21 protein-coding genes are annotated in these 20,363 nt (G+C 61.7%); 10 read left to right on the top strand and 11 right to left on the bottom strand.

Annotated features, from left to right (window positions below):
• Position 1 precedes the first annotated feature (1 nt).
• A complete protein-coding gene (gene yaaA, locus AB5Y59_RS09535) occupies positions 2-775 on the top strand; it encodes a peroxide stress protein YaaA (protein WP_368211886.1) in 774 nt (257 codons plus the stop codon).
• Between the two features lie 187 nt (positions 776-962).
• On the opposite strand, the gene srmB is transcribed toward yaaA, so the two are convergent.
• On the bottom strand, positions 963-2,183 hold the full coding sequence (gene srmB, locus AB5Y59_RS09540) for an ATP-dependent RNA helicase SrmB (RefSeq protein ID WP_041210934.1): 1,221 nt from the start codon (positions 2,181-2,183) through the stop codon (positions 963-965).
• A gap of 127 nt (positions 2,184-2,310) precedes the next feature.
• On the opposite strand from srmB, the gene AB5Y59_RS09545 reads away from it, so the two are divergent.
• Positions 2,311-3,021, top strand: coding sequence for a tRNA1(Val) (adenine(37)-N6)-methyltransferase (locus tag AB5Y59_RS09545; RefSeq protein WP_368211888.1), 711 nt, complete (start codon positions 2,311-2,313; stop codon positions 3,019-3,021).
• A 235-nt stretch (positions 3,022-3,256) separates the two neighbouring features.
• The gene (gene brnQ / locus AB5Y59_RS09550) at positions 3,257-4,519 is read left to right on the top strand and encodes a branched-chain amino acid transport system II carrier protein (protein WP_254203880.1); all 1,263 of its coding nucleotides are present in this window, start codon (positions 3,257-3,259) and stop codon (positions 4,517-4,519) included.
• A 90-nt stretch (positions 4,520-4,609) separates the two neighbouring features.
• Here brnQ and AB5Y59_RS09555 read toward each other — a convergent pair whose 3' ends face one another.
• From AB5Y59_RS09555 to zur, 3 genes are read right to left on the bottom strand one after another with little or no spacing between them, the layout of a single operon-like run.
• Positions 4,610-4,837, bottom strand: a complete 228-nt coding sequence (locus tag AB5Y59_RS09555) for a hypothetical protein (protein WP_128344179.1) — start codon at positions 4,835-4,837, stop codon at positions 4,610-4,612.
• A gap of 5 nt (positions 4,838-4,842) precedes the next feature.
• Positions 4,843-5,304: a chemotaxis protein CheX gene (locus AB5Y59_RS09560; protein WP_010673043.1), complete on the bottom strand. Its 462-nt coding sequence runs from the start codon at positions 5,302-5,304 to the stop codon at positions 4,843-4,845.
• Positions 5,294-5,752: a zinc uptake transcriptional repressor Zur gene (gene zur / locus AB5Y59_RS09565; RefSeq protein WP_049636537.1), complete on the bottom strand. Its 459-nt coding sequence runs from the start codon at positions 5,750-5,752 to the stop codon at positions 5,294-5,296. Before zur ends, AB5Y59_RS09560 begins: the two co-directional genes overlap by 11 nt.
• A 136-nt stretch (positions 5,753-5,888) precedes the next feature.
• On the opposite strand from zur, the gene dusA reads away from it, so the two are divergent.
• Positions 5,889-6,875: a tRNA dihydrouridine(20/20a) synthase DusA gene (dusA, locus tag AB5Y59_RS09570; RefSeq protein WP_052816269.1), complete on the top strand. Its 987-nt coding sequence runs from the start codon at positions 5,889-5,891 to the stop codon at positions 6,873-6,875.
• Between the two features lie 2 nt (positions 6,876-6,877).
• Entirely contained in the window at positions 6,878-7,027 is a 150-nt protein-coding gene (locus AB5Y59_RS09575) for a hypothetical protein (RefSeq protein WP_139737104.1), read from the top strand.
• Positions 7,028-7,110: 83 nt separating this feature from the next.
• Here AB5Y59_RS09575 and AB5Y59_RS09580 read toward each other — a convergent pair whose 3' ends face one another.
• Together AB5Y59_RS09580 and hupA are read right to left on the bottom strand one after the other, a co-directional pair.
• Positions 7,111-7,536: a hypothetical protein gene (locus AB5Y59_RS09580; RefSeq protein WP_029313758.1), complete on the bottom strand. Its 426-nt coding sequence runs from the start codon at positions 7,534-7,536 to the stop codon at positions 7,111-7,113.
• Between the two features lie 113 nt (positions 7,537-7,649).
• Positions 7,650-7,922 (bottom strand): nucleoid-associated protein HU-alpha, encoded by a 273-nt coding sequence (gene hupA, locus AB5Y59_RS09585; protein ID WP_005305063.1) that lies wholly within the window; start codon positions 7,920-7,922, stop codon positions 7,650-7,652.
• A 338-nt stretch (positions 7,923-8,260) separates the two neighbouring features.
• On the opposite strand from hupA, the gene AB5Y59_RS09590 reads away from it, so the two are divergent.
• Together AB5Y59_RS09590 and AB5Y59_RS09595 are read left to right on the top strand one after the other, a co-directional pair.
• Positions 8,261-8,743, top strand: a complete 483-nt coding sequence (locus AB5Y59_RS09590; RefSeq protein WP_029313757.1) for an Rsd/AlgQ family anti-sigma factor — start codon at positions 8,261-8,263, stop codon at positions 8,741-8,743.
• 102 nt (positions 8,744-8,845) lie between these two features.
• Positions 8,846-9,232 carry a PilZ domain-containing protein gene (locus tag AB5Y59_RS09595; RefSeq protein ID WP_029313755.1) on the top strand — a complete coding sequence of 129 codons (387 nt, stop codon included), beginning with the start codon at positions 8,846-8,848 and terminating at the stop codon, positions 9,230-9,232.
• Positions 9,233-9,285: 53 nt separating this feature from the next.
• Here the strand turns inward: AB5Y59_RS09595 and radA are convergent, their stop codons facing one another.
• Positions 9,286-10,650, bottom strand: coding sequence for a DNA repair protein RadA (gene radA, locus AB5Y59_RS09600; protein WP_139737105.1), 1,365 nt, complete (start codon positions 10,648-10,650; stop codon positions 9,286-9,288).
• Between the two features lie 100 nt (positions 10,651-10,750).
• On the opposite strand from radA, the gene AB5Y59_RS09605 reads away from it, so the two are divergent.
• A complete protein-coding gene (locus AB5Y59_RS09605; RefSeq protein WP_368211892.1) occupies positions 10,751-13,126 on the top strand; it encodes a PilZ domain-containing protein in 2,376 nt (791 codons plus the stop codon).
• Positions 13,127-13,182: 56 nt separating this feature from the next.
• Here the strand turns inward: AB5Y59_RS09605 and AB5Y59_RS09610 are convergent, their stop codons facing one another.
• On the bottom strand, positions 13,183-14,088 hold the full coding sequence (locus tag AB5Y59_RS09610; RefSeq protein ID WP_139737107.1) for an alpha/beta fold hydrolase: 906 nt from the start codon (positions 14,086-14,088) through the stop codon (positions 13,183-13,185).
• Positions 14,089-14,116: 28 nt separating this feature from the next.
• The gene (serB, locus tag AB5Y59_RS09615; RefSeq protein ID WP_368211894.1) at positions 14,117-15,121 is read right to left on the bottom strand and encodes a phosphoserine phosphatase SerB; all 1,005 of its coding nucleotides are present in this window, start codon (positions 15,119-15,121) and stop codon (positions 14,117-14,119) included.
• A 193-nt stretch (positions 15,122-15,314) separates the two neighbouring features.
• On the opposite strand from serB, the gene AB5Y59_RS09620 reads away from it, so the two are divergent.
• Together AB5Y59_RS09620 and AB5Y59_RS09625 are read left to right on the top strand one after the other, a co-directional pair.
• Positions 15,315-15,923, top strand: coding sequence for an AhpA/YtjB family protein (locus AB5Y59_RS09620; RefSeq protein WP_010673032.1), 609 nt, complete (start codon positions 15,315-15,317; stop codon positions 15,921-15,923).
• A gap of 65 nt (positions 15,924-15,988) precedes the next feature.
• On the top strand, positions 15,989-18,235 hold the full coding sequence (locus tag AB5Y59_RS09625) for a PAS domain S-box protein (protein ID WP_368211896.1): 2,247 nt from the start codon (positions 15,989-15,991) through the stop codon (positions 18,233-18,235).
• 64 nt (positions 18,236-18,299) lie between these two features.
• Here the strand turns inward: AB5Y59_RS09625 and deoD are convergent, their stop codons facing one another.
• Entirely contained in the window at positions 18,300-19,016 is a 717-nt protein-coding gene (deoD, locus tag AB5Y59_RS09630; protein ID WP_005341325.1) for a purine-nucleoside phosphorylase, read from the bottom strand.
• 133 nt (positions 19,017-19,149) lie between these two features.
• Complete coding sequence (locus tag AB5Y59_RS09635) at positions 19,150-20,358, bottom strand: phosphopentomutase (RefSeq protein WP_139737110.1); 1,209 nt, start codon at positions 20,356-20,358, stop codon at positions 19,150-19,152.
• Positions 20,359-20,363 lie beyond the last annotated feature (5 nt).

Here is a 20,363-nt window from a genome sequence, read left to right on the forward strand (position 1 = left end):
TATGCTGATTGTGGTTTCCCCGGCCAAGACGCTGGATTACGAGTCACCCCTGGTGACCTCCCGTTTCACCCAACCCGAACTGCTGGACCACTCCGCAGCACTGATCACCCGGGCTCGTCAACTGAGCCCGGACCAGATCGCCAGCCTGATGAAGATCAGCGACAAGCTCGCCGGCCTCAACGCCGCCCGCTTTGCCGAGTGGCAGCCTGACTTCACGCCGGCCAACGCCCGCCAGGCGCTGCTGGCCTTCAAGGGGGACGTCTACACCGGTCTGGCCGTAGAAGATTTCAGCGAGGCCGACCTCGACTTCGCCCAGGCCCACCTGCGCATGCTCTCCGGCCTTTATGGCGTACTGCGGCCGCTTGACCTCATGATGCCCTACCGCCTGGAGATGGGGATTAGGCTGGAGAACCCGCGCGGCAAGGACCTCTACCAGTTCTGGGGCGACATCATCACTGAGCACCTGAGCAAGGCGCTGGCGGCCCAGGGGGACGACGTGCTGATCAACCTCGCCTCCGACGAGTATTTCAAGTCGGTGCGCCCGAAAGCCCTGCAGGGGCGCATCATCACCCCGGTCTTCAAGGACGAGAAGAACGGCCAGTTCAAGATCATCAGCTTCTACGCCAAGAAGGCCCGCGGCATGATGGCACGCCACATCATCAAACATCGGCTCACCCGGGTGGAACAGCTGACCGGTTTCAATGTCGACGGCTACTACTTCGTACCGGAAGAGTCCGACGCCAATACCCTGATGTTCAAGCGCGCTGAAAATTAATTACACATTCAAGGGAACCAAGTCGGAGATCCTCGGGTCTGACTCTGTGAATCCTCTGTTGTAAGCACTTTTTGTTGGCCGACGTCCTTGCGTCGGCTTTTTTCTGCGCCTCTCTCAGGCCACTCCCCAGGCAGCAGACAGCAAAACGGCCATCCTGGGATGGCCGTTTCAACTGTGCTCGGGGGCATTACTTCTTTTTCTTCTTTGCCGACTTCTTGGCATCCTTCGGCTTTTTCTTCTTCACCGGCACCCGCGCTTCCTTGTGTCTGGGGCGCAGCTCATCGATCACCCGGCGCTTGAGGCGCTCCTCGGTGTAGCGTTCGATCTTGGCGACCATGGCCATGTCGTGAGCTTCCACCAGGCTGATGGCGCAGCCACGGTTGCCGGCACGACCGGTACGACCGATGCGGTGCACATAGACATCCGCACCGTAGGGCATGTCGTAGTTGATGACATGACTGACGTTCGGCAGGTCGATGCCGCGGGCGGCCACGTCGGTGGCGATGAGGAAGGGCACCTCCCCTTCGTGGAACTTGCGGATAGACTCGATGCGCTTGGCCTGCTCCATCTCGCCACGGATCCAGGCGCAGGGCACGCCTGCCGCCTGCAACTGGCCGGAAAGCTCCGCCAGTCGCTCACGGGTCTTGACGAAGATGATGGCCTTCTGGGTCTCCGGGTTTTTCAGGATGTGCACCAGCAGAGCCAACTTGTGGGCGGCATCATCGGCCAGGTGGATCCACTGGGTGATGGGGCGGCGCTCGCTGCGGGGCGGCTCGGCGTGCAGCTCAACCGGGTCTTTGAGGATCTCGCTCGCAAACTTCTCGAGGCCGGCCCCTTCCAGGGTGGCGGAGAAGAGCATGGTGTGCTTGCGGTAACGCGCCTCTTCCACGATGCGGTTCACGTCCTTGATGAAGCCCATGTCCAGCATCCGGTCCGCTTCATCCAGCACCAGCACCTCGATGTCGTGGCTCTCGAACTCCTCTTTCTCGATGTACTCGAGCAGACGGCCAGGGGTGGCCACCACGATGTCGGTGGTCTTGGTCAGGGCAGGCAGCTGCTCTTCATGGCTGACACCACCGATGATGGTCTCGATGCTGAGATGGGTGTGCACCGCCAGGGCCTTGGCGTGAGCACTCACCTGCAGCGCGAGCTCGCGGGTCGGAGTCAGGATCAGCATGCGGCACGGACCCGGCTTGCGGCGCGGGAAGTCCAGCAAGTGCTGCATCGCGGGCAGCAGGAAGGCGGCGGTCTTGCCGGTTCCGGTCGGCGCAGAGGCCAGAATATCGCGGCCGTCCAGGGCTGGCTCCAGCACCATCTGCTGGATGGTGGTGGGGCGGGTGAATCCCATCTCGGCCAAGGCCCGACTGAGGGCTGGATTCAGGTCGAAATCATCAAAGGACTGGCTCATGGCAATACTCGGTCATTAAGGAAGCGGCAGATTATAGGCGATTATGCCGCCGGCTCCTATGGTGACTGTGGCTTAGCCGCTATAATCGCCGGCCATTTTCCGCGGGCAGGCACAGGAGGAGGGCCGAATGGGGCGCAACAACGGTTTCACGTTCAAGCAATTTCACATCGATCACGACCGCTGCGCCATGAAGGTCGGTACGGACGGCATTCTGCTGGGAGCCTGGGCGCCGGTCGACAGCGCCCGCCGGGTGCTGGACATCGGCACCGGCAGCGGCCTCATCGCCCTGATGCTGGCCCAGCGCAGCACGAACGACTGCCACATAGACGGGGTGGAGCTGGATAAGGATGCAGCCGTGCAGGCCCAGGAGAATGTGGCGGCCTCCCCCTGGCGTGAGCGGGTCACCATCATAGAGAGCGCCATTCAGGATCACCTCGCCCCCCCTTACGATCTCATCGTCTCCAACCCGCCCTATTTCCCGGCAGGCCAGACACTCCGCGATCCGGCCAGGGCTCTGGCCCGTCATACCGGGGGGCTCGCCCCCAGGGGATTGCTGGCCGCCAGCGATCGCCTGCTGAGCCGTACCGGGCAACTGGCCCTGGTGCTGCCCACGGCGATGGCGGATGAAATTTTATGCATTTCGTCGAGTTATGATCTGTATGAGCGTTGTTATCTGGCTGTTACTACCAGAGAGGGGAAAGAGGCAAATCGTGTTTTATTGCTGCTTGGCAGAGGATTAAACAAGTGTGAGAGGGGTGAAATTGTGATCCATTCTGCCACGGGAGGCTATTCCGACAGATATATCCAACTAACCAGCCCCTTCTATTTGAAGATGTAAATTTTGCCTTGAACTATTTTTTCACATCATTATGCTGACTGCTAAATGAGCGCCCGCTCAAGACCAGTTCAAACCACTGGTCGCGATGAAAAAACCAGCGGGGCTCTTTTTTTTACCCCCGGAAAGTGCCGGTCACTGACAAATAAAAAACTATAACAAGCAATAGTTTACAAGACAGACGAGGTTGAACTTGACGAAATCACTCACATTGTCCGATGTACTCGGATTGGGCTTCATGACCTTTGCGTTCTATCTGGGCGCAGGCAACATCATCTTCCCGCCCCTGGCCGGCTTCATGGCGGGTGAGCACCTCTCTCTCGCCATGCTGGGCTTCCTGGTCACCGCCGTGGGCCTGCCCCTCATCACCATCATCGCCGTCGCCAAGGCTGGCAACGGCTGGGCCGGCATGACCAAGCTGCTGCCGACCGGCGTGGCCACCGCACTGGCCGTCGCCATCTACATCATCATCGGCCCGGCCTTCGCCGCCCCCCGTACCGGCCTGGTGGCCTACGAGATGGGCCTCAAGCCCTTCCTTGGCGACATGGGACCATCCGGTCTGGCTGCCTACACAGTACTGTTCTTCGGCGTGGCCATCCTGGTCTCCCTGAACCAGGGCAAGCTGATGGATGCCATCGGCAAGTACCTGACCCCGCTGCTGATGCTGCTGCTGCTGACCCTGGCCATCGGTGTCTTCGTCGCACCGCAAGGAAGCATGCCTGCCGCATCCGGTGACTACCAGAGCACCCCCTTCGTGAAGGGCATTCTGGAAGGCTACAACACCATGGACACCCTGGCGTCCCTGATGTTCGGCGCCCTGATCGTCGACCTGCTGCGCCAGAAAGGCATCCATGACTACCAGAGCCAGTTCAAGTACCTGGCCATCGCGGGCATCATCTCCGCCATCGGTCTCTCCGTGGTCTATGTCTCCCTGTTCCAGCTGGGCAACACCGCTGCCGGCGTCGCCACAGACGTGAGCAACGGCGGTGCCATCGTCAACGCCTACGTGCTGAGTCTGTTCGGCCAACCGGGTCAGTTCATCCTGGCAGCCATCATCACCCTGGCCTGCTTCACCACGGCCGTCGGCCTCATCTCCGCCTGCTCCGACTTCTTCCACAACCTGACCGGCATGAGCTACAAGAAGCTGGTCGTGTTGCTGGGTGTCATCTGCGGCATCGTGGCCAACGTGGGCCTGAGCCAGCTCATCAGCCTCTCCATTCCGGTGCTGGTCGCCATCTACCCGGTTGCCGTGGCGCTGGTACTGGTCACCTTCCTGAAGGGTTACTTCGGTCGCCCCCGCCTGGTGTTCCGCTCCGTGCTGCTGGTCGCCTTCCTGTTCGGCTGCCTGGACGGCCTGGGCGCCGCCGGTATGAAGATGGATGCTTTCGCCTTCCTGCCGCTGTTTGACAAAGGCCTGGCCTGGTTGCTGCCGACCCTGCTGGCCTGTGGCCTCGGTGTCATGGTGCGTGGCAATGGCAAGCTGGCTGCAGAAGCGGCCTGATAACAGATCTTGACCAAATGAAAGAGGCCAGCATTTGCTGGCCTCTTTTTTGTTGGTGCAATCTGGTTCATCCGTTGTGGAGAGCGCTCTTCAGAGGACGGTTGCTGGCTTGGGTTTGCCTGCAAGACCGTACCAGTGATGCTCAAACCGGCCCGCATGCCAGCGCAGGGTGCACCAGGGCTGGTCAGCCTGCCAGCGCGGGAAGTTGATCTCCACGCGGTTGTCTTCGTACTTGTAGAGAGAGGTGCTGATCTCGATATCCGACAGGATAAGCAGCACCACCCCACCGATGACACTCCATTTCAGCATCTTCCACATGGCGATTACTCGAAGCAGATCTCGATGGTGGCACGGCCATACTCCGATTCGAACGGCATCATGATCTTGGCGCCGTCTGCCCGGTGAGTGATGGTGTGATTGGGACCGGAGACGATGACCGGGGTCGCCATGTCGAACTCATAGCCCTTCTCCCCCAGCATGCGTTTGGCGCCGCCCGTCACCATGTTGGTGATCTCGCCCACCATGTCGGTCACTTCCTCGTTGATGGTGGCCGGCGCCTCCCCCAGCATGCGACGCATGATCTCCAATGCCAGCCCCTTCTCGAAACTGATGGAGAGGGAGCCCCGGGTCTGCGGACCCACCATGCCAATCAGGCCGGAGACATCTCCCCGAGCCAGCTCGTCCGTCTTGCGCTTGGGCGCGCCCGGTTTGAGTTCCAGCTGTGCCATGGTGGAGAGCACGTTGAGCAGGGAGAGCAGGAACGGGTTTACAAAATCAGCCTTCATCTTGACTTCCTACGGTAACGGAACAGCGGGCACATTGACCATGGGCTTCTATGGTCTTGTTGGTAATAGTAAAACCATGCTGATGAGCCTGCTCGGAAAAGGCGCCGTCGATGGCGGGATCGTGCAGCTCCACTACCTCACCGCAACGATCGCAGATCAGCAGTTGCATCGGGTGGGCATGGTCGAAGTGGCAGCAGAAGATGAAGGCGTTGAGCGACTCCACCTTGTGGGCAAAGCCCTGTTCGAGCAGGAAGTCGAGCGCCCGATAGACGGTAGGCGGTTTGGCATGAGCCTCGGTCTGCTGCAACTGGGCCAGCAAATCATAGGCACTGATGGCATTGCCGTGGGCGGCAAGCAGCCGGAACACCTGGCGCCGTGTCGGGGTGAAACGGATCCCTCGCTGCTCGCAGAGGCGTTCCGCTCGTTGTAGAAGTTGGTCTTGATTCATGTTCACGCAGATACCCTGTCAATTAGCCGGATACTATCACAGGGCCCCCAGTGCGCGGCGACAAAATTCATTTTCTGGGGCTGTCTCACGTTGTGATAGAATCCCGCCCCTTGTTTGGCCAACCCGGATGATTTTTATGCAGGCGCAGCGCTTTTCCATCGCCCCCATGCTGGACTGGACCGATCGGCATTGCCGTTATTTCCACCGTCTGATGACCCGCCAGACCCTGCTCTATACCGAGATGGTGACCACGGGCGCCATCATCCACGGCAAGGGCGACTATCTGGGCTACAGCGAGCAGGAACACCCTCTCGCCCTGCAACTGGGTGGCAGCAACCCGGCAGACCTGGCCCGCTGCGCCAGGCTCGCCGAGGAGCGCGGCTATGACGAGGTCAACCTCAACGTCGGCTGCCCTTCCGATCGGGTGCAAAACGGCCGTTTCGGCGCCTGCCTCATGGGCGAACCCGCGCTGGTGGCCGATTGCGTCAAGGCGATGCGCGACGTAGTCGACATTCCGGTCACCGTGAAGACCCGTATCGGCATCGACGAGCAAGACTCCTACGAGTTCTTGCAGGCCTTCATCGAGCAGGTTAGGGACGCCGGTTGCGATACCTTCATCGTCCATGCCCGCAAGGCCTGGCTGAGCGGCTTGAGTCCGAAAGAGAACCGCGAGATCCCGCCCCTCGATTATCCTCGCGTCTACCAGGTCAAGCAGGATTACCCGGATCTGACCATTGCCATCAACGGCGGGGTGACCAGTCTGGAACAGACTCTTGAACATCTGCAGCACCTCGACGGGGTCATGATGGGCCGCGAAGCCTACCAGAATCCCTACATTCTGGCCCAGGTGGACAATCTGGTGTTCGGCGAGAACCATGCCGTACCAAGCCGCCACGAGGTGGTGCGGATGATGCTGCCCTACATCGAACAGGAGCTGGCCAAGGGCAACTACCTCTCCCACATGACCCGCCACATGCTGGGGTTGTTCCAGAACATGCAGGGGGCGCGCGCCTGGCGTCGCCATCTGAGCGAGAATGCCTGCAAGCCGGGGGCCGACATCCAAGTGGTGCTGGACGCCATGGCCAAGGTGCCGGAGTTCGCGCCGGCCGACGCGGTGGAGTGATCATGTACCGCTTCACCGGATCCTGGCTGCACAAGGCCCTGGTGCGTCTGTGCGCCAGCCTGCTCACCATTCTCGGCATCAAGCTCAGCGCCTTCTATTTCATCGGGCTGCTGATCGTGCTGGGGCTGCACCGGGACCAGATCCTGGGCTAAGCGCCCCACGCTCCCGAACAAGAAAAAGCCGGCGCCCCTGCGCCGGCTTTTTTGTCACCACGGAGGTGACCCGACAGTCTGGCTTACTCCTCCTGAACCATGAACTGGAGTTCAGGGGGAGAAGAGGTCAGCACATCGGCACAGTAATCCCAGGTCGAGATGCGGTAGTGCTGCAAATCTTCATCCAGGTGCAGTCCATCGGATTCCTGATGGAACCAGCTGGCGAAACGGGACGGGGTGATGAGCTGGATCTGCTCCTCGATGACGTGGCTGTCACGCCCCTCCGCCAGATCGCAATCCTCCATCACCCGCACTGCGAAGATGTGGCGAAAACTCACCCGGCACAGGGGCAACGGAGGCAGATCGATGCTGCGAGCACGCCCCAGCATGACGGTCAGGGTGTCGCTCCAGATATCCTGATGCAGTTCGGCCACGACCAGGCCGGGAGGGAGTTGACGAGAGGGTGCCCAGGGGACGGCTACCTGCCGAATGGCATTTTTCTGTTCCATATCCACCTCGCTACAGCGCATGCCATATTCTGAGTGTATCTGAAACAAATTTTGACGAAGATGGCAAGAAAAAACCCGGCACAAGCCGGGTTTCATTTGATTACAAGACGATCTTATTTGACGGCGTCTTTCAGCGCCTTGCCAGCCACGAAGGACGGCACATTGGCGGCTGCAATCTGGATCTCTTTACCGGTTTGCGGGTTGCGACCGGTACGGCCCGCGCGATGGTTGACCTTGAAGGTACCAAAACCCACCAACTGAACGGCATCGCCCTCTTTCAGGCTCTGGGTAATACCATTGATGATCTCTTCCAGAGCGACTTTGGCCTGAGCTTTGCTCAGGTCTGCTTTGGCGGCAATTGCATCGACAAGTTGAGCTTTGTTCATAACATTTCCTTTATGATCGGGCATTTAGCACCGGGCCACTCTATTCAAAAAAAAACACTCAGGCAAAGGCTTTATCAGCCGGATTGGCTTGAATGCTGGGGTTTTCATCAAGATCTGCGGAAATAGTCACATATATCGCCCCCTTGTCCCCTGGATGGGCGACAGGATGCGAAGTACCGGTGGGGAGAGGCATGCAAATCCCCGCCTGATGTAACAATATCCCTACACTCCTATTGACGGTCAACTGGATTTTCCCTAGTTATAGGAGTGTCGTCAGTCGATAAGAATGACCGAAGGCATGCGACCCGAGAGCCGCATGTCATGCCCATGGAGGGACTATGTTAACTGAACTGGAAAAAACCAAGCGCGCACTGGCAGGCAAGCACAGAGCAATAGATGACTGGCTGGATGCCAGACAGGCGTTGCTGGTCGAGTACATGCGACTGGCAGGCCTCATGCCCGCCAAGTGCAAGCAACGCACCCTCCCAGGCCACGTCGAACTGCAACGTTTTTGCGAACAACTGGTCGATTACGTCAGCGCAGGCCATTTCGAGATCTACAACCATGTCGTCACCGCCTTTGAGCAAGCCAGCGGGGACAAACTGGAGCTGGCCAAGCGCATCTACCCCCATATCCGTGCCTGTACCGAATTCGCGCTGGAGTTCAACGACAAGTACAGCAACGCCGACGAAGCCCAGTTGCTGCAACTGGACGAGGATTTGAACCAGCTCGGCCCCGTGCTGGAGGACAGGTTCAAACAGGAGGATCGGCTGGTCAAGGCGCTGCAGGTGGTGGAATCCCTCAGCCATCAGCAGGTCTGATATTCAATATCGGAGCCAGTTCAATATCCTGGCGTGCCAGCTGGATTACACTCTGCAACATGAAGGATGAGCATCTTGCTCGCACGCAGACCGGAGACGACCATGGCCGAGCGCCGCCACTTTACTCGGATTTTCTATTTGACCGCCGCCAAGCTCACCCAGGGTGAACACCAGTGGCGCACCCAGCTGGTCGATGTCTCCCTGCAGGGAGCCCTGCTGCTCAGACCCGAGGATTGGGTCGCCAGCGAGGACAAGGAGTACGAAATCTGCTTCGTGCTCGGGGGCAGCGACATCGAGATCAAGATGCAGGTCGAGCTGACCCACGAAGCCAGCAAGAAGCTGGGGTTTTACTGCCACCACATCGACATCGACAGCGCCACTCACCTCAAGCGGATGATCGAGCTGAACATCGGAGAGGAGCAACTGCTCCATCGCGAGCTGGAGCAGTTGCTGCAAGAGCACCGAGACCACGTCCCCCCCGAATCCTGAGCGGGCGGGCAGAAAAACAAAGGAGCGTTCATACGCTCCTTTTTCATGGTTGGTTACAGGGCCTCGAGGGCATCGGAGAGTTTCTTCACCGGCACCACCTCCATCCCCTCGATGGGATGTTTGGGCGCATTGGCATGCGGGACGATGGCTCGGCGGAAACCGTGCTTGGCCGCCTCCTGCAGTCGCTCCTGACCCGAGGGCACGGGCCGTATCTCGCCGGAGAGTCCCACTTCGCCAAAGACCACCAGATCCTTGGGCAGGGCCTGATCCCGGAAGCTCGACACCATGGCCAGCAGCAGCGCCAGATCCGCGCTGGTCTCCTCGACTTTGACGCCACCCACCACGTTGATGAACACATCCTGATCCGCCATCTGCAACCCGCCGTGACGATGCAGCACCGCCAGCAGCATGGCGAGACGGTTGTGGTCCATCCCCACCGCCACCCGGCGCGGATTGGAGAGCTGGGAATAATCCACCAGCGCCTGCAACTCCACCAGCAGGGGGCGCGTGCCTTCCCAGATCACCATGACGATGGAGCCCGGAGCCTGCTCCTCCCCGCGGCTGAGGAAAATCGCGGAAGGGTTGCTCACCTCCTTCATTCCCTGCCCGGTCATGGCGAAGACCCCCAGTTCGTTGACCGCACCGAAGCGGTTCTTGTGGGAGCGCAGGGTGCGAAAACGCGAGTCGTGCCCGCCATCCAGCAGCACGGAGCAGTCGATGCAGTGCTCCAGCACCTTGGGGCCCGCCAGGGTGCCGTCCTTGGTGACGTGGCCCACCATGAAGATGGCCACATGATTCTGCTTGGCATAGCGTGTCAGCAGCGCCGCCGACTCCCGCACCTGGGAGACGGACCCCGGCGCAGACTGCACATCCGCCACGTGCATCACCTGGATGGAGTCGATGACCATGATCTGAGGCTGCTCCTGCTGGGCGATGAGGCAGATCTGCTCGACACTGGTCTCGGACAACATGCGCAGCTTGTCCGTGGGCAGACCCAGCCGACTGGCCCGCATCGCCACCTGTTGCAGTGACTCCTCACCGGTCACATAGAGGGTCTTCATGCGCTGCGCCAGGCCGCACATGGTCTGCAGCAACAGGGTCGATTTGCCGGCCCCGGGGTTGCCGCCGATGAGAATGGCCGAACCGGGGACCACGCCGCCACCGAGTACGCGGTCCAGCTCCTTGAAGCCCGAGCTGAAACGGGGGATCTCCGTGGTGGCGATCTCCGCCAGGGTCTGCACCTGGCTGCCGACGGCGCCCGCATAACCGGTATAGCGAGCGCCCTTGCCGGGTGTCGTCACCCCCAGTCGCACCTCGGTGATGGTGTTCCATTCCTTGCACTCGCTGCACTGGCCTTGCCAGCGGGTGAAGTCGGCTCCACATTCGGAACAAACATAGGCGGTTTTGTTTTTGGCCATGGATAACTCGGGGACAGGATGAATTCCTGCTTGATATACTTGTTTGCGACCGGCAGATCAAACCCAGAATCGGAAAAGTGACTTTCCGCGGCAGGAATACATGGATTCAGAACAACCACTACATCTGATAGAACAACTTGTCCCCCTGCTCCGGGAAAAGGACTTCGACGAAATCTTCAACCGTCTGACCCAGAACGAAAATACCAACAGTCGGTTCCTGCTGAAGATGGAACTCAAACGCAAGTGCACCCCCTGCCGGCGCGTCATCGACATGCGCAACGAGCTGGGCGCCCTCTGTCAGGTGCATGAGTTCGACGGGGTGACCCACTTCATGCCCGCCGAGGCCATCGAGCTGTTTCAATCCCAGTGCTACCTCTACCGGGACAGCTACACCCTGGGGGTCTACGAGGCGCTGCAAGCCTGGTACAAACTCAACCAGGGGCGCAGCGACAATCTGGCACTGCCCATCAGCCCATTTCGTCCGTTCGATGTCAGCGCCATCCCCTTCGCCAGCCATTACGGGCGACAGGAAGAGCGCATGCACTTCAGCTCTCCCATGGTGCTCCAGCTCGCCAACGGCGAGAAGATCCTCGCCAAGAGCTCCGACATCTCCCTCGGCGGCATCCGGGTATCCGTGCCCTATCTGCCCGACTACCAGACAGGCGACCTGATAGCCGTCTTCTTCACCGGACTGGAACGCGATCATCCCCATCCCCTGCTGCGTGACCCGGTCAGCTACCAGATCCTGGGGGAGGAGAGAAAAGAGGACAAATTCTGGCTCAGGCTGCTCAAGAACGGCGAGCATCCGGTGTTCGACGAGTTCCTGCGCGACTTCATCGAGCGCAACCGCAGCCGCTATCGCGTCAGCGTCGACTACCTGCTCTCCGCCGCCGTCATCAAGGGGTATGAGCAGTTCTATCTGCCGCGCATGACCGGCATGCCCCTCTATTTCGGCAAGGGCAGCGTCCCCGCCCTCGAGATCGCCCTGCGCACCGAGAACAACCAGCACATTCTCGAATACTGGCGCGACGCCAAAAACCGCGACATGCTCGCCAGCCTCTTCACCGCTGCCCGCATGCCCTCGTTGCTCCCAGGCAAAGAGGGGCTGTGCGAGACGCTGATCTACAGCTTTACCCATGCGGTACGCAGCCACCTCTACTTCTTCTCCGCGACCCGGAAGGAGCTGGAACAGAGCGGACTGACCGCGCTCTTCTTCCAGATCGGCGCCCGCCGCCCCAGTTGGCGGGTGTACAAGTTCAGCATGGAAGCCTGCACCCTGCGGGAGGCCGACCTCGACAACCCCCAGGGCGGGGCGAGCCAGTTGCAGGACAGGCTGCTGCGCGAGCGCCTGGCCCAGCTCGGATACGTGGGCATGCTGCAGGAGATAAACCTGGACAACCAGCGCGACGAGTTCCAGCGAGAGACGGGTCAGGATCCGCTCAACGCCAACGCCTTGCAGCGCTTTGGCCATGACATCCATGCCGCCCCCTTCGAGATAGAGACGCTGCACTATGTGCAACTGCGCAAGGAGGCGCGCTACATGCACAAGACGGCCATCGTCTTGCATCACAAGGAGCGATCCTGGGTCGGCTGGACCCGAGACATCTCTGCCCACGGCATGCAAATCGAGCTGGAGGAGCCGTTCGACGGGGAGAAGGGAGACATTATCACTGTGGCCCTGCCCCGTTTGCAGGAGCTCGCCAGGAACATGGACCTGCAACGCCTGCCCTATCGGCTGGTCAGCCTCAACCTGAGCAGAACCGTGCTGCATCTGTGCATCGAGGGGACGGCTGAGCGCCATACCGGCCACCAGTTCTTCAGCCTGCTTATCGAAAGCAACCAGAACAAGCTCAAGACCACCCGGGAGTTCAATCGCTATCGCGGCATGGCCAGGGCGCTGCGCAACCTCTACACCCACCACCTGTTCAACACCCCCGTCTATGTGAACAAGCTCAAGGCCGCCCCGAAACTGGCCGCGGCCGGCCTCTCGCCACAGCCACGCAGCCTTTCCCGTCTGCTGCGCATCTGTGCCGAGCAGGATCAGCAGTTGAACCTGTATCCCCTGTTCCAGGGGGCACTGCTCAAGGCCCTGCTGCTCAATCCCCTGCGCGCCATCGAGCGGGAAGACAAGCCGGAAGAGGAGGAGGTCTACATCGCCGCCCTCCACTCCCAGGGGGGAACCCCCCTGTTTCGCAGCCACCTGGCCAGCAGCTTCAGCTCACCGGATCAAAAGCGCCGCTTCATCGAGCTGGCCCGGCAACAGGGAGAGTTCTATTCAGTACTGGTGGGTATTTCGCGCACTGGCCGCCCGGACACCAGCTTCATCGCGGGTGAACTGGACTATATCGCCAAGTTCGCCATTCACAAGGCCAAGAAGCTGGAAGAGGAGCTCTGGAGTGTCGTGGGCGTGGGTGAACTGACCGATACCACCGAGGCGACCCTGTTCCGCCTTGGCATACCATCCGGGTCCCGCTAGCCAGCAGGGCCGGGAGACAACAAAAAACGTGCACGCAAGTGCCCGTTTTTTGTCTATCAGGCAGCCTGGGGGTTGATCAGCCAGGCGAGGATGTCGGGGAAGTGATCCTCCTGTGCCTGGGGGGCCGTCAGCATGTTGATGTGGTCGTAATCGAGGCGGTTGCCGTTGTCCCGCCCAAGGCGGGTGTGGCGGGCGGCCGAGCCCATCTCGTCGCTGAAGCGGCGCACGTCGACGGGGTGGCCAAGTACCTTGTCCGCCTTGGCGGAGATCATCCAGAGCGGGGGCCAGTTGACCCGGCTCGCCGCCTCGTCATAGGCGAAGCCGTCAAAGGGGTCCAACCAGGGCCCGCACTTGACCCAGGGGATGGTCTCCTGCAAGTAGCGCAGGGGCTCATCATCGGCCCCTATCTTCAACCGGCGGGCGGCCAGAAACCCCCGGCGGCGCGCCAGCCAGGGGGCGAGCCGGTTCCAGATCAGATCCACCTTCAACCAGCGCTCCGGGTTCTGCACCGAGACCCCCCGCTTGGTGCCGAAGAACACCAGGCTGGCAACCTGCTCCGCCAGCTCGGGGAAGCGCACCAGGGTCGAGGCCATGATGACGCCGCCCCAGGAGTGGGCCATCCAGTGCACCCGGGCACCGGCATGGCGGGCCGAAACCCAGCGCTGCAGGGCGGGCAGATCCTCGGTGATCAGCTCATGCTGGCCGTGGCCGGCCCGCTCGGCGATGGTCGGTGTGCTCAGACCCCGACCACGCAGATCCGCCACATAGACCTGATACCCGTGGCGAGCCAGAAAGCAGGCAAGCCCCTTGCCCGATTCGGTGTAGAAGATGCGGCCGTTCTCGATGGCCCCGTGCACCATCAGGATGGGGTCGGCATGCACCGCGACACCGGGCTGGATATGGCGCACATGGAGTCGATGCTCACCGCAGGGGACAAACAGGGATTGCTGTAACAGTTCCATCTCGTGATCGGCTCCTCCTTGAGCGGGATCAGCACCAGCGTCGGTCGCGACAAGCCAGGGCGCCGAGCAGGCAGAGCACCCCTTCCAGATCGTGGTGATTGAGGGTCGCCGCCGCCTGGGCACGTACCAGGGGTTTGGCATGAATGGCAATGCCAAGCCCCGCCACCGCCATCATCTTGAGATCGTTGGCACCATCGCCGACCGCAACCGTCTGGGATGCAACCACCCCGTACTCCGAGGCCAGCTGTTGCAGTGCTTCGGCCTTGGCGGCGGCATCGACGATGGGGCCGCTCACCTTGCCGGTCAGCATGCCCCCTTCCACCGCCAGCTCGTTGGCGAAAATGGCATCCAGACCCAGAGCACGCTGCAACTCGCCGGCAAAGCGGGTGAAGCCACCGGAGGCGATCGCCACCTTCCAGCCAGCCTGCTTGAGGGTATCGACCATGAGTGGCAGGCCCGGCATCCAGGGCATGTCGGCTGCCACCTCGTCGAGGATGGTGACCGGCGCCCCTTCCAGCAGCGCCACCCGGGCACGCAGACTGTCGGCAAACTCCAGCTTGCCCTGCATGGCCGCCGCGGTAACGGCCGCCACTTGCTCACCGACCCCGGCCAGCCGCGCGATTTCGTCGATGCACTCTATCCTGATCGCGGTGGAATCCATGTCCATCACCAGCAGACCGGGCTCACTCAGGGTAGGCAGGGCGGCCAGATGACACAGGTCGATGTCCCACTCCTGGGCTTTGAGCGCCTGCACCAGCTCGGGGGAAAAGCGGTTGGTGCCAAGCAGCAGCAGCGGAATACCGGCCTGCTCCCCTGCGGGATAGAGGCTTGACTCAAGCCCCAGGGCATCCAGCTGCTGGGCCAGGCGGGCCAGATGACCGGCCTCCAGCCCCTTGCCAAACAGGACAATCCAGGCGCTGTCGTGGGCGTTGGCCGCGGGCAGCAGGGCTTCGTTGGTGAGCTGCCAGCAGGGGGCACAGCTCAGGGCCCCGGACCAGTCGTGCAGGGAGCGGGGAAGTTGGGACAACAACATAAGAGAGACGCCTTCCTTGGAAATCATGGGGTTCATCATGCGGGCCCAGAGTAGCGTATTGCTTTTTGTACAGGCAAGCGCCAAGATCCCGCCTGCGGTGCGGGCAGACATGGAAACAGACCACCCTGTTTCCCGCTTCGCGGCACCGGGGCACCAGCCAGCCCCGCTCATCAATTACCAGAGGCCCGGTTCTGTGCGTCATCTTCCCATCAAACGTGTTGTCAGCCTGGCGGCGGGAGTCCTGCTCGGTCTCTGGGTGCTGGTGCTGCTCATCCACATGCAGGGAGAGAGCCAGGCCGCCCTGCACGCGGCCGCACGGGACAGGGCACAGGCGCTGGTCGCCTATGCCGCCCGGGACATGCGCCGCTGGATCAAGGAGGACAAGGAGAGCGAACTGGAGAGACTGGCGCAGGATCTGGCCGCCGAGCCTGACATTCTGGATGTCACCCTCTATGACGCCCGCGGCATTCCCCTCGCCCAGTCGGACAACGCCCTGCCGCTGGACAGTCTGCTGCCCATCGGCAGCGACAACAAATCCCTGCCGGAGCAGGGCAAGGGGCGCATCCAGTTCGTCCAGGAGATCCAGGACGGAAACCTGACCCTGGGCTATCTGAGGATCACCCTGGAAGAGCAGAAACTGCTGGCCGCACAGGATACCCATCTCAAGGTCAACCAGGAGAAACAGCGCCTGATGCTGCTGGTGATGCTGCTGGCCGGCCTGCTCATCTCCTACGGGGTGCGTCGCAACTACATGCGGGTGCGCAAGCACAAGAAACAGAGCAAACCCGCCGCTCCGCAATAAGCGGGAGTGGATCACATCCTCCGGCTTGTATATAACACAGGCAAGATCACTGGCAGGAGAGCCACATGATTGCCCCCCCCTTGCCGCTGGATGAACACAGTCGACTGGAACGACTGCGCATCCTCGGCCTGCTCGACCACGAGCCCATCGATCAGCTTGATCGCCTCACCCGGCTCATCACCCGGCATTTCGCACTCCCCATCGCCATGGTCTCCCTGACCGACGTGAACAGGCAGTGGTTTCTCGCCCGCACCGGGGTCGATATGTGCGAGATCAACCGGGAACACTCCTTCTGCGGTCATGCCATTTTGCGCCCCGACATCATGCAGGTACCGGATGCCAGACGGGATCTCCGCTTTGCCGACAATCCGCTGGTGACCGATGATCCCGGCGTGGTCTTCTACGCCGGCCGCCCCCTGCGCGCCCTCGATGGCGTGGTGCTCGGCACCCTCTGCCTGGTGGACCATGTGCCGCGCCATCTCGACGAAGATGCCTGCCGGGATCTCGACGACTTCGGCCGCCTGGTGGAGAACACCCTGCACGATTTGGAGCGGCGCCACCAGGTGCGCACCCTCAACCAGGTGCTGGAAGACAAGGAGCATCTCTTCACCCTCACCTTCAACCAGTCGTCGGTGGGCATGGCCCTCTCCTCCCTCGAGGGGAAATGGCTGAGAGCCAACCCGGGGCTGGAGCGGCTGCTCGGTTACAGCGAGCACGAGATGCTGAGCCGGACCTGGCTCGCCATGACCCATCCCGAAGATCTGCAACGGGAGCAGCCCCTGTTCGATGCCCTGATCGCGGGGCAACGGCAGGATTACCGGCTGGAGAAGCGGATGATCCGGGCCGATGGCACCCAGTGCTGGGTCCAGCTCAGCGTGACCCTCTGCCAGAGCCGCACCATGGCCCCCCACATGATCGCCGTGTTTGCCGACCTCACCGAGCGCAAACAGGCCGAGGCCGAACTCGTGCGGCTGCAGCAAGGGCTCGAGCAGCAGGTGCAGTCACGGACCCGGGAGCTTTCCCGCACGGTGGAACAGCTGCATCAGGAGATGCGCGAGCGCGGCGCCATGCAGCAGCAGCTGTGGCAGGAGCAGCGCCGCTTGCAGCACATGCTGGAGCACACCAGCAATGCCTTCCTCGAGCTCGATGCCGATTTCATCATCACAGGCTGGAACCCGGCCTCCACCACCCTGCTCGGCTGGCACGCCGACGAGATGCTGGGCCGTCCCCTCTTCGGGCTGCTCGGCGCCGAGCATCCCCTGCTGAGCCTGTCAGGCAACCCGCAGAGTCCGCCACGGCGGCTGGAGTGCGACATCATCACCCGCACAGGCCGGCACATCCCGGTCGAGGTGATTGCCGAGCGTTACCAGTTCGACGGCAAGGTGCGCATCGCCCTGTTTTTGCACGACATCACGGCCCGCCGCCAGGTGCTCGCGGAGATCGAGCGTGGCCGTGCCCGACTGCGGGCCATCACCGATGGCCTGCCGGTCACCATCAGCATGGTGTCGCCCGAGGGGCGTTACCTGTTCGCCAACCAGGCCTATTGCCGCTACTTCGGGCTCGATACCGAACAGATACGGGAAATGAGCGTGCGGGACGTCATCGGCGAGGAGGCCCACGGCAGGGCCATGGCCTATGTGGCAAAGGCCCTCGCCGGTGAGCAGGTGAGTTTCGAGCACCGTTTCGCTCTCCCCATAGGCCGACGCGACCTCAGGATCACCATGATCCCGAGCCGGGGCGACGAGCCCGGGGTCTACATCCTCGGCAGCGACATCACCGAGTTCAAGGCGCTGCAAAGCCAGCTGGAACACGAGGCGGCTCACGACCCCCTCACCGGCCTGCCCAACCGGCGCGCCTTCACCCTGCGCCTCTCTCGGGAGCTGGAGCGGGTGCGCCAGAATGCCGAACCCCTGGGCCTGCTGTTCCTCGATCTCGACGGCTTCAAGGGGATCAACGACAGGCTGGGACACCACGTCGGCGATGCCCTGTTGCAACGCTTCGCCCAGGTGCTGAGTGCCGAGGTGCGTCCGGGGGACATGGTGGCGCGCCTGGCCGGCGACGAGTTCACCATCATACTGCCCGCCTTGCGCCAACCGGCGCAGGAGCTGCCCGCCCTGTGCGAGCGGCTGCTGGCGGCCATGGCGGTTCCTGGAGACGTGGCCGGTCATCGGCTGCCCCTTGCCGGCAGCATAGGGGGCGCCCTCTGCCACTCGGGCCAGTATTGTCACATCGATGATCTGCTGCACCGGGCCGATGCCGCCATGTACCAGGCCAAGCAGTCGGGCAAGGGGCGCTTCGCCCTCGATCTCTGACCGTGCTTCGCAAAAATGCAAAACGGCGGCCCGAGGGCCGCCGTTTTTTTATGCGCGAGGGGGATCAGTTGTCACCCAGCAGGACGGAGTCCAGCGCGATTTCGATCATGTCGTTGAAGGTCAGCTGACGCTCTTCGGAGGTGGTCTGCTCACCAGTACGGATATGGTCGGAGACGGTGCAGATGGTCAGCGCCTTGGCACCGTACTCGGCGGCCACGCCATAGATACCGGCGGCTTCCATCTCGACACCCAGGATGCCGTATTTTTCCATGACGTCGAACATGGAGGGGTCCGGGGTGTAGAACAGATCGGCGGAGAAGATGTTGCCCACGCGCACGGCCACACCCTTGTTCTTGGCGGCCTGAACGGCATTGGCCACCAGGTCGAAGTCGGCGATGGCGGCGAAGTCGTGATCCTTGAAGCGCAGACGGTTCACTTTGGAGTCGGTGCAGGCTCCCATGCCGATCACCACGTCACGCAGTTTCACGTCTTCACGCACGGCACCGCAGGAGCCCACGCGGATCAGGGTCTTCACGCCGTAGTCGGTGATCAGCTCTTTTGCGTAGATGGAGCAGGACGGGATGCCCATGCCGTGACCCATGACGGAGATGCGACGACCCTTGTAGGTGCCGGTGAAACCGAACATGTTGCGCACGTCGCACACCTGCTCGACGTTCTCCAGGAAGGTTTCGGCGATGTACTTGGCACGCAGGGGGTCGCCCGGCATCAGCACGGTATCAGCAAAGGCGCCATCTTTCGCATTGATATGAGGAGTTGCCATTCTCTTTATTCCTTCACACTAGGTTGAGTTTTATTGTCTTTATGGATTGTCCGCTGCCTGCGCGGCGGCGGTACATTACAGGAAACCGGGGCCCTGTGGCACCCCGGGCAGGCGAACCGGCCCGGGGTCACCATCACAGGAAGCTGGTACCGTATTGCAGCTTGGGCAGGCCGTGGTAGGCCGCGATGCTCTGGCCGATGTCGGCGAAGGTCTCGCGACGACCGACGGAGCCTGCCTTGACCGGCTTGCCGTAGAACAGTACCGGAATGTATTCGCGGGTGTGGTCGGTACCGCTCCAGGTCGGGTCACAGCCGTGGTCGGCGGTCAGCACCACCACGTCGCCATCCTGCAGCAGGTCGAACAACTCCGGCAGGCGGGAGTCGAAGTACTCCAGCGCATCGGCGTAGCCCTTGACGTCACGGCGGTGACCGTAGGAGGAGTCGAAGTCCACGAAGTTGGTGAAGACGATGGTCTGATCACTGGCCGCTTTCACCTCTTCCAGAGTCCTGTCCCACAGCTCGGTCAGACCGGTCCCCTTCACCTGCTTGGTGATGCCCTGCTGGGCATAGATGTCGGCGATCTTGCCGATGGAGACCACCTGGCCACCCGCCTCCTTCATGTAGTCCAGCACGGTCGGCGCCGGCGGCAGCACGGAGTAGTCGTGGCGGTTGCCGGTGCGCTTGAAGTTGCCCTTGCCGCTGCCCACGAACGGACGCGCGATGACGCGGCCGATGTTGTAGGGCTCCAGCAGCTCGCGCACGATGTGGCACAGCTCATAGAGCTTCTCGAGGCCATAGGTCTCTTCGTGGCAGGCAATCTGGAACACGGAGTCGGCAGAGGTGTAGAGGATCGGCTTGCCGGTGCGCATGTGCTCTTCGCCCAGATCGTCCAGCACCTGGGTACCGGAGGCGTGGCAGTTGCCCAGATACCCGGGCAGACCGGCCTTCTCGACGATGGCGTCCAGCAGCTCCTGCGGGAAGCTGTTGTGGTGGTCATGGAAGTAACCCCACTCGAACAAGACGGGCACGCCGGCAATCTCCCAGTGACCGGACGGGGTGTCCTTGCCGGAGGAGAGCTCCTGGGCAAAGCCGTAGGCACCGATCACCTCGACATCCTTGTTCAGTCCGGCCGGGAAGGTGCCGCTGGCGAGTTCGCCCGCGTGGCCCAGACCCAGCTTGCTGAGGTTTGGCAGGTTGAGAGCGCCACGGCCCTCGATCTCACCGGCGGCGCACGCCTTGGCGATATGGCCAAGGGTATTGGCACCCACGTCGCCGAACTTGTCGGCATCGGCGGCAGCACCAATACCGAAAGAGTCCATCATCAGAATAAAGGTACGTTTCATGGGAC

Source organism: Aeromonas sp. s10 (genome assembly GCF_040907975.1).
In the GTDB taxonomy this organism is placed as follows: Bacteria; Pseudomonadota; Gammaproteobacteria; order Enterobacterales; family Aeromonadaceae; genus Aeromonas; species Aeromonas caviae.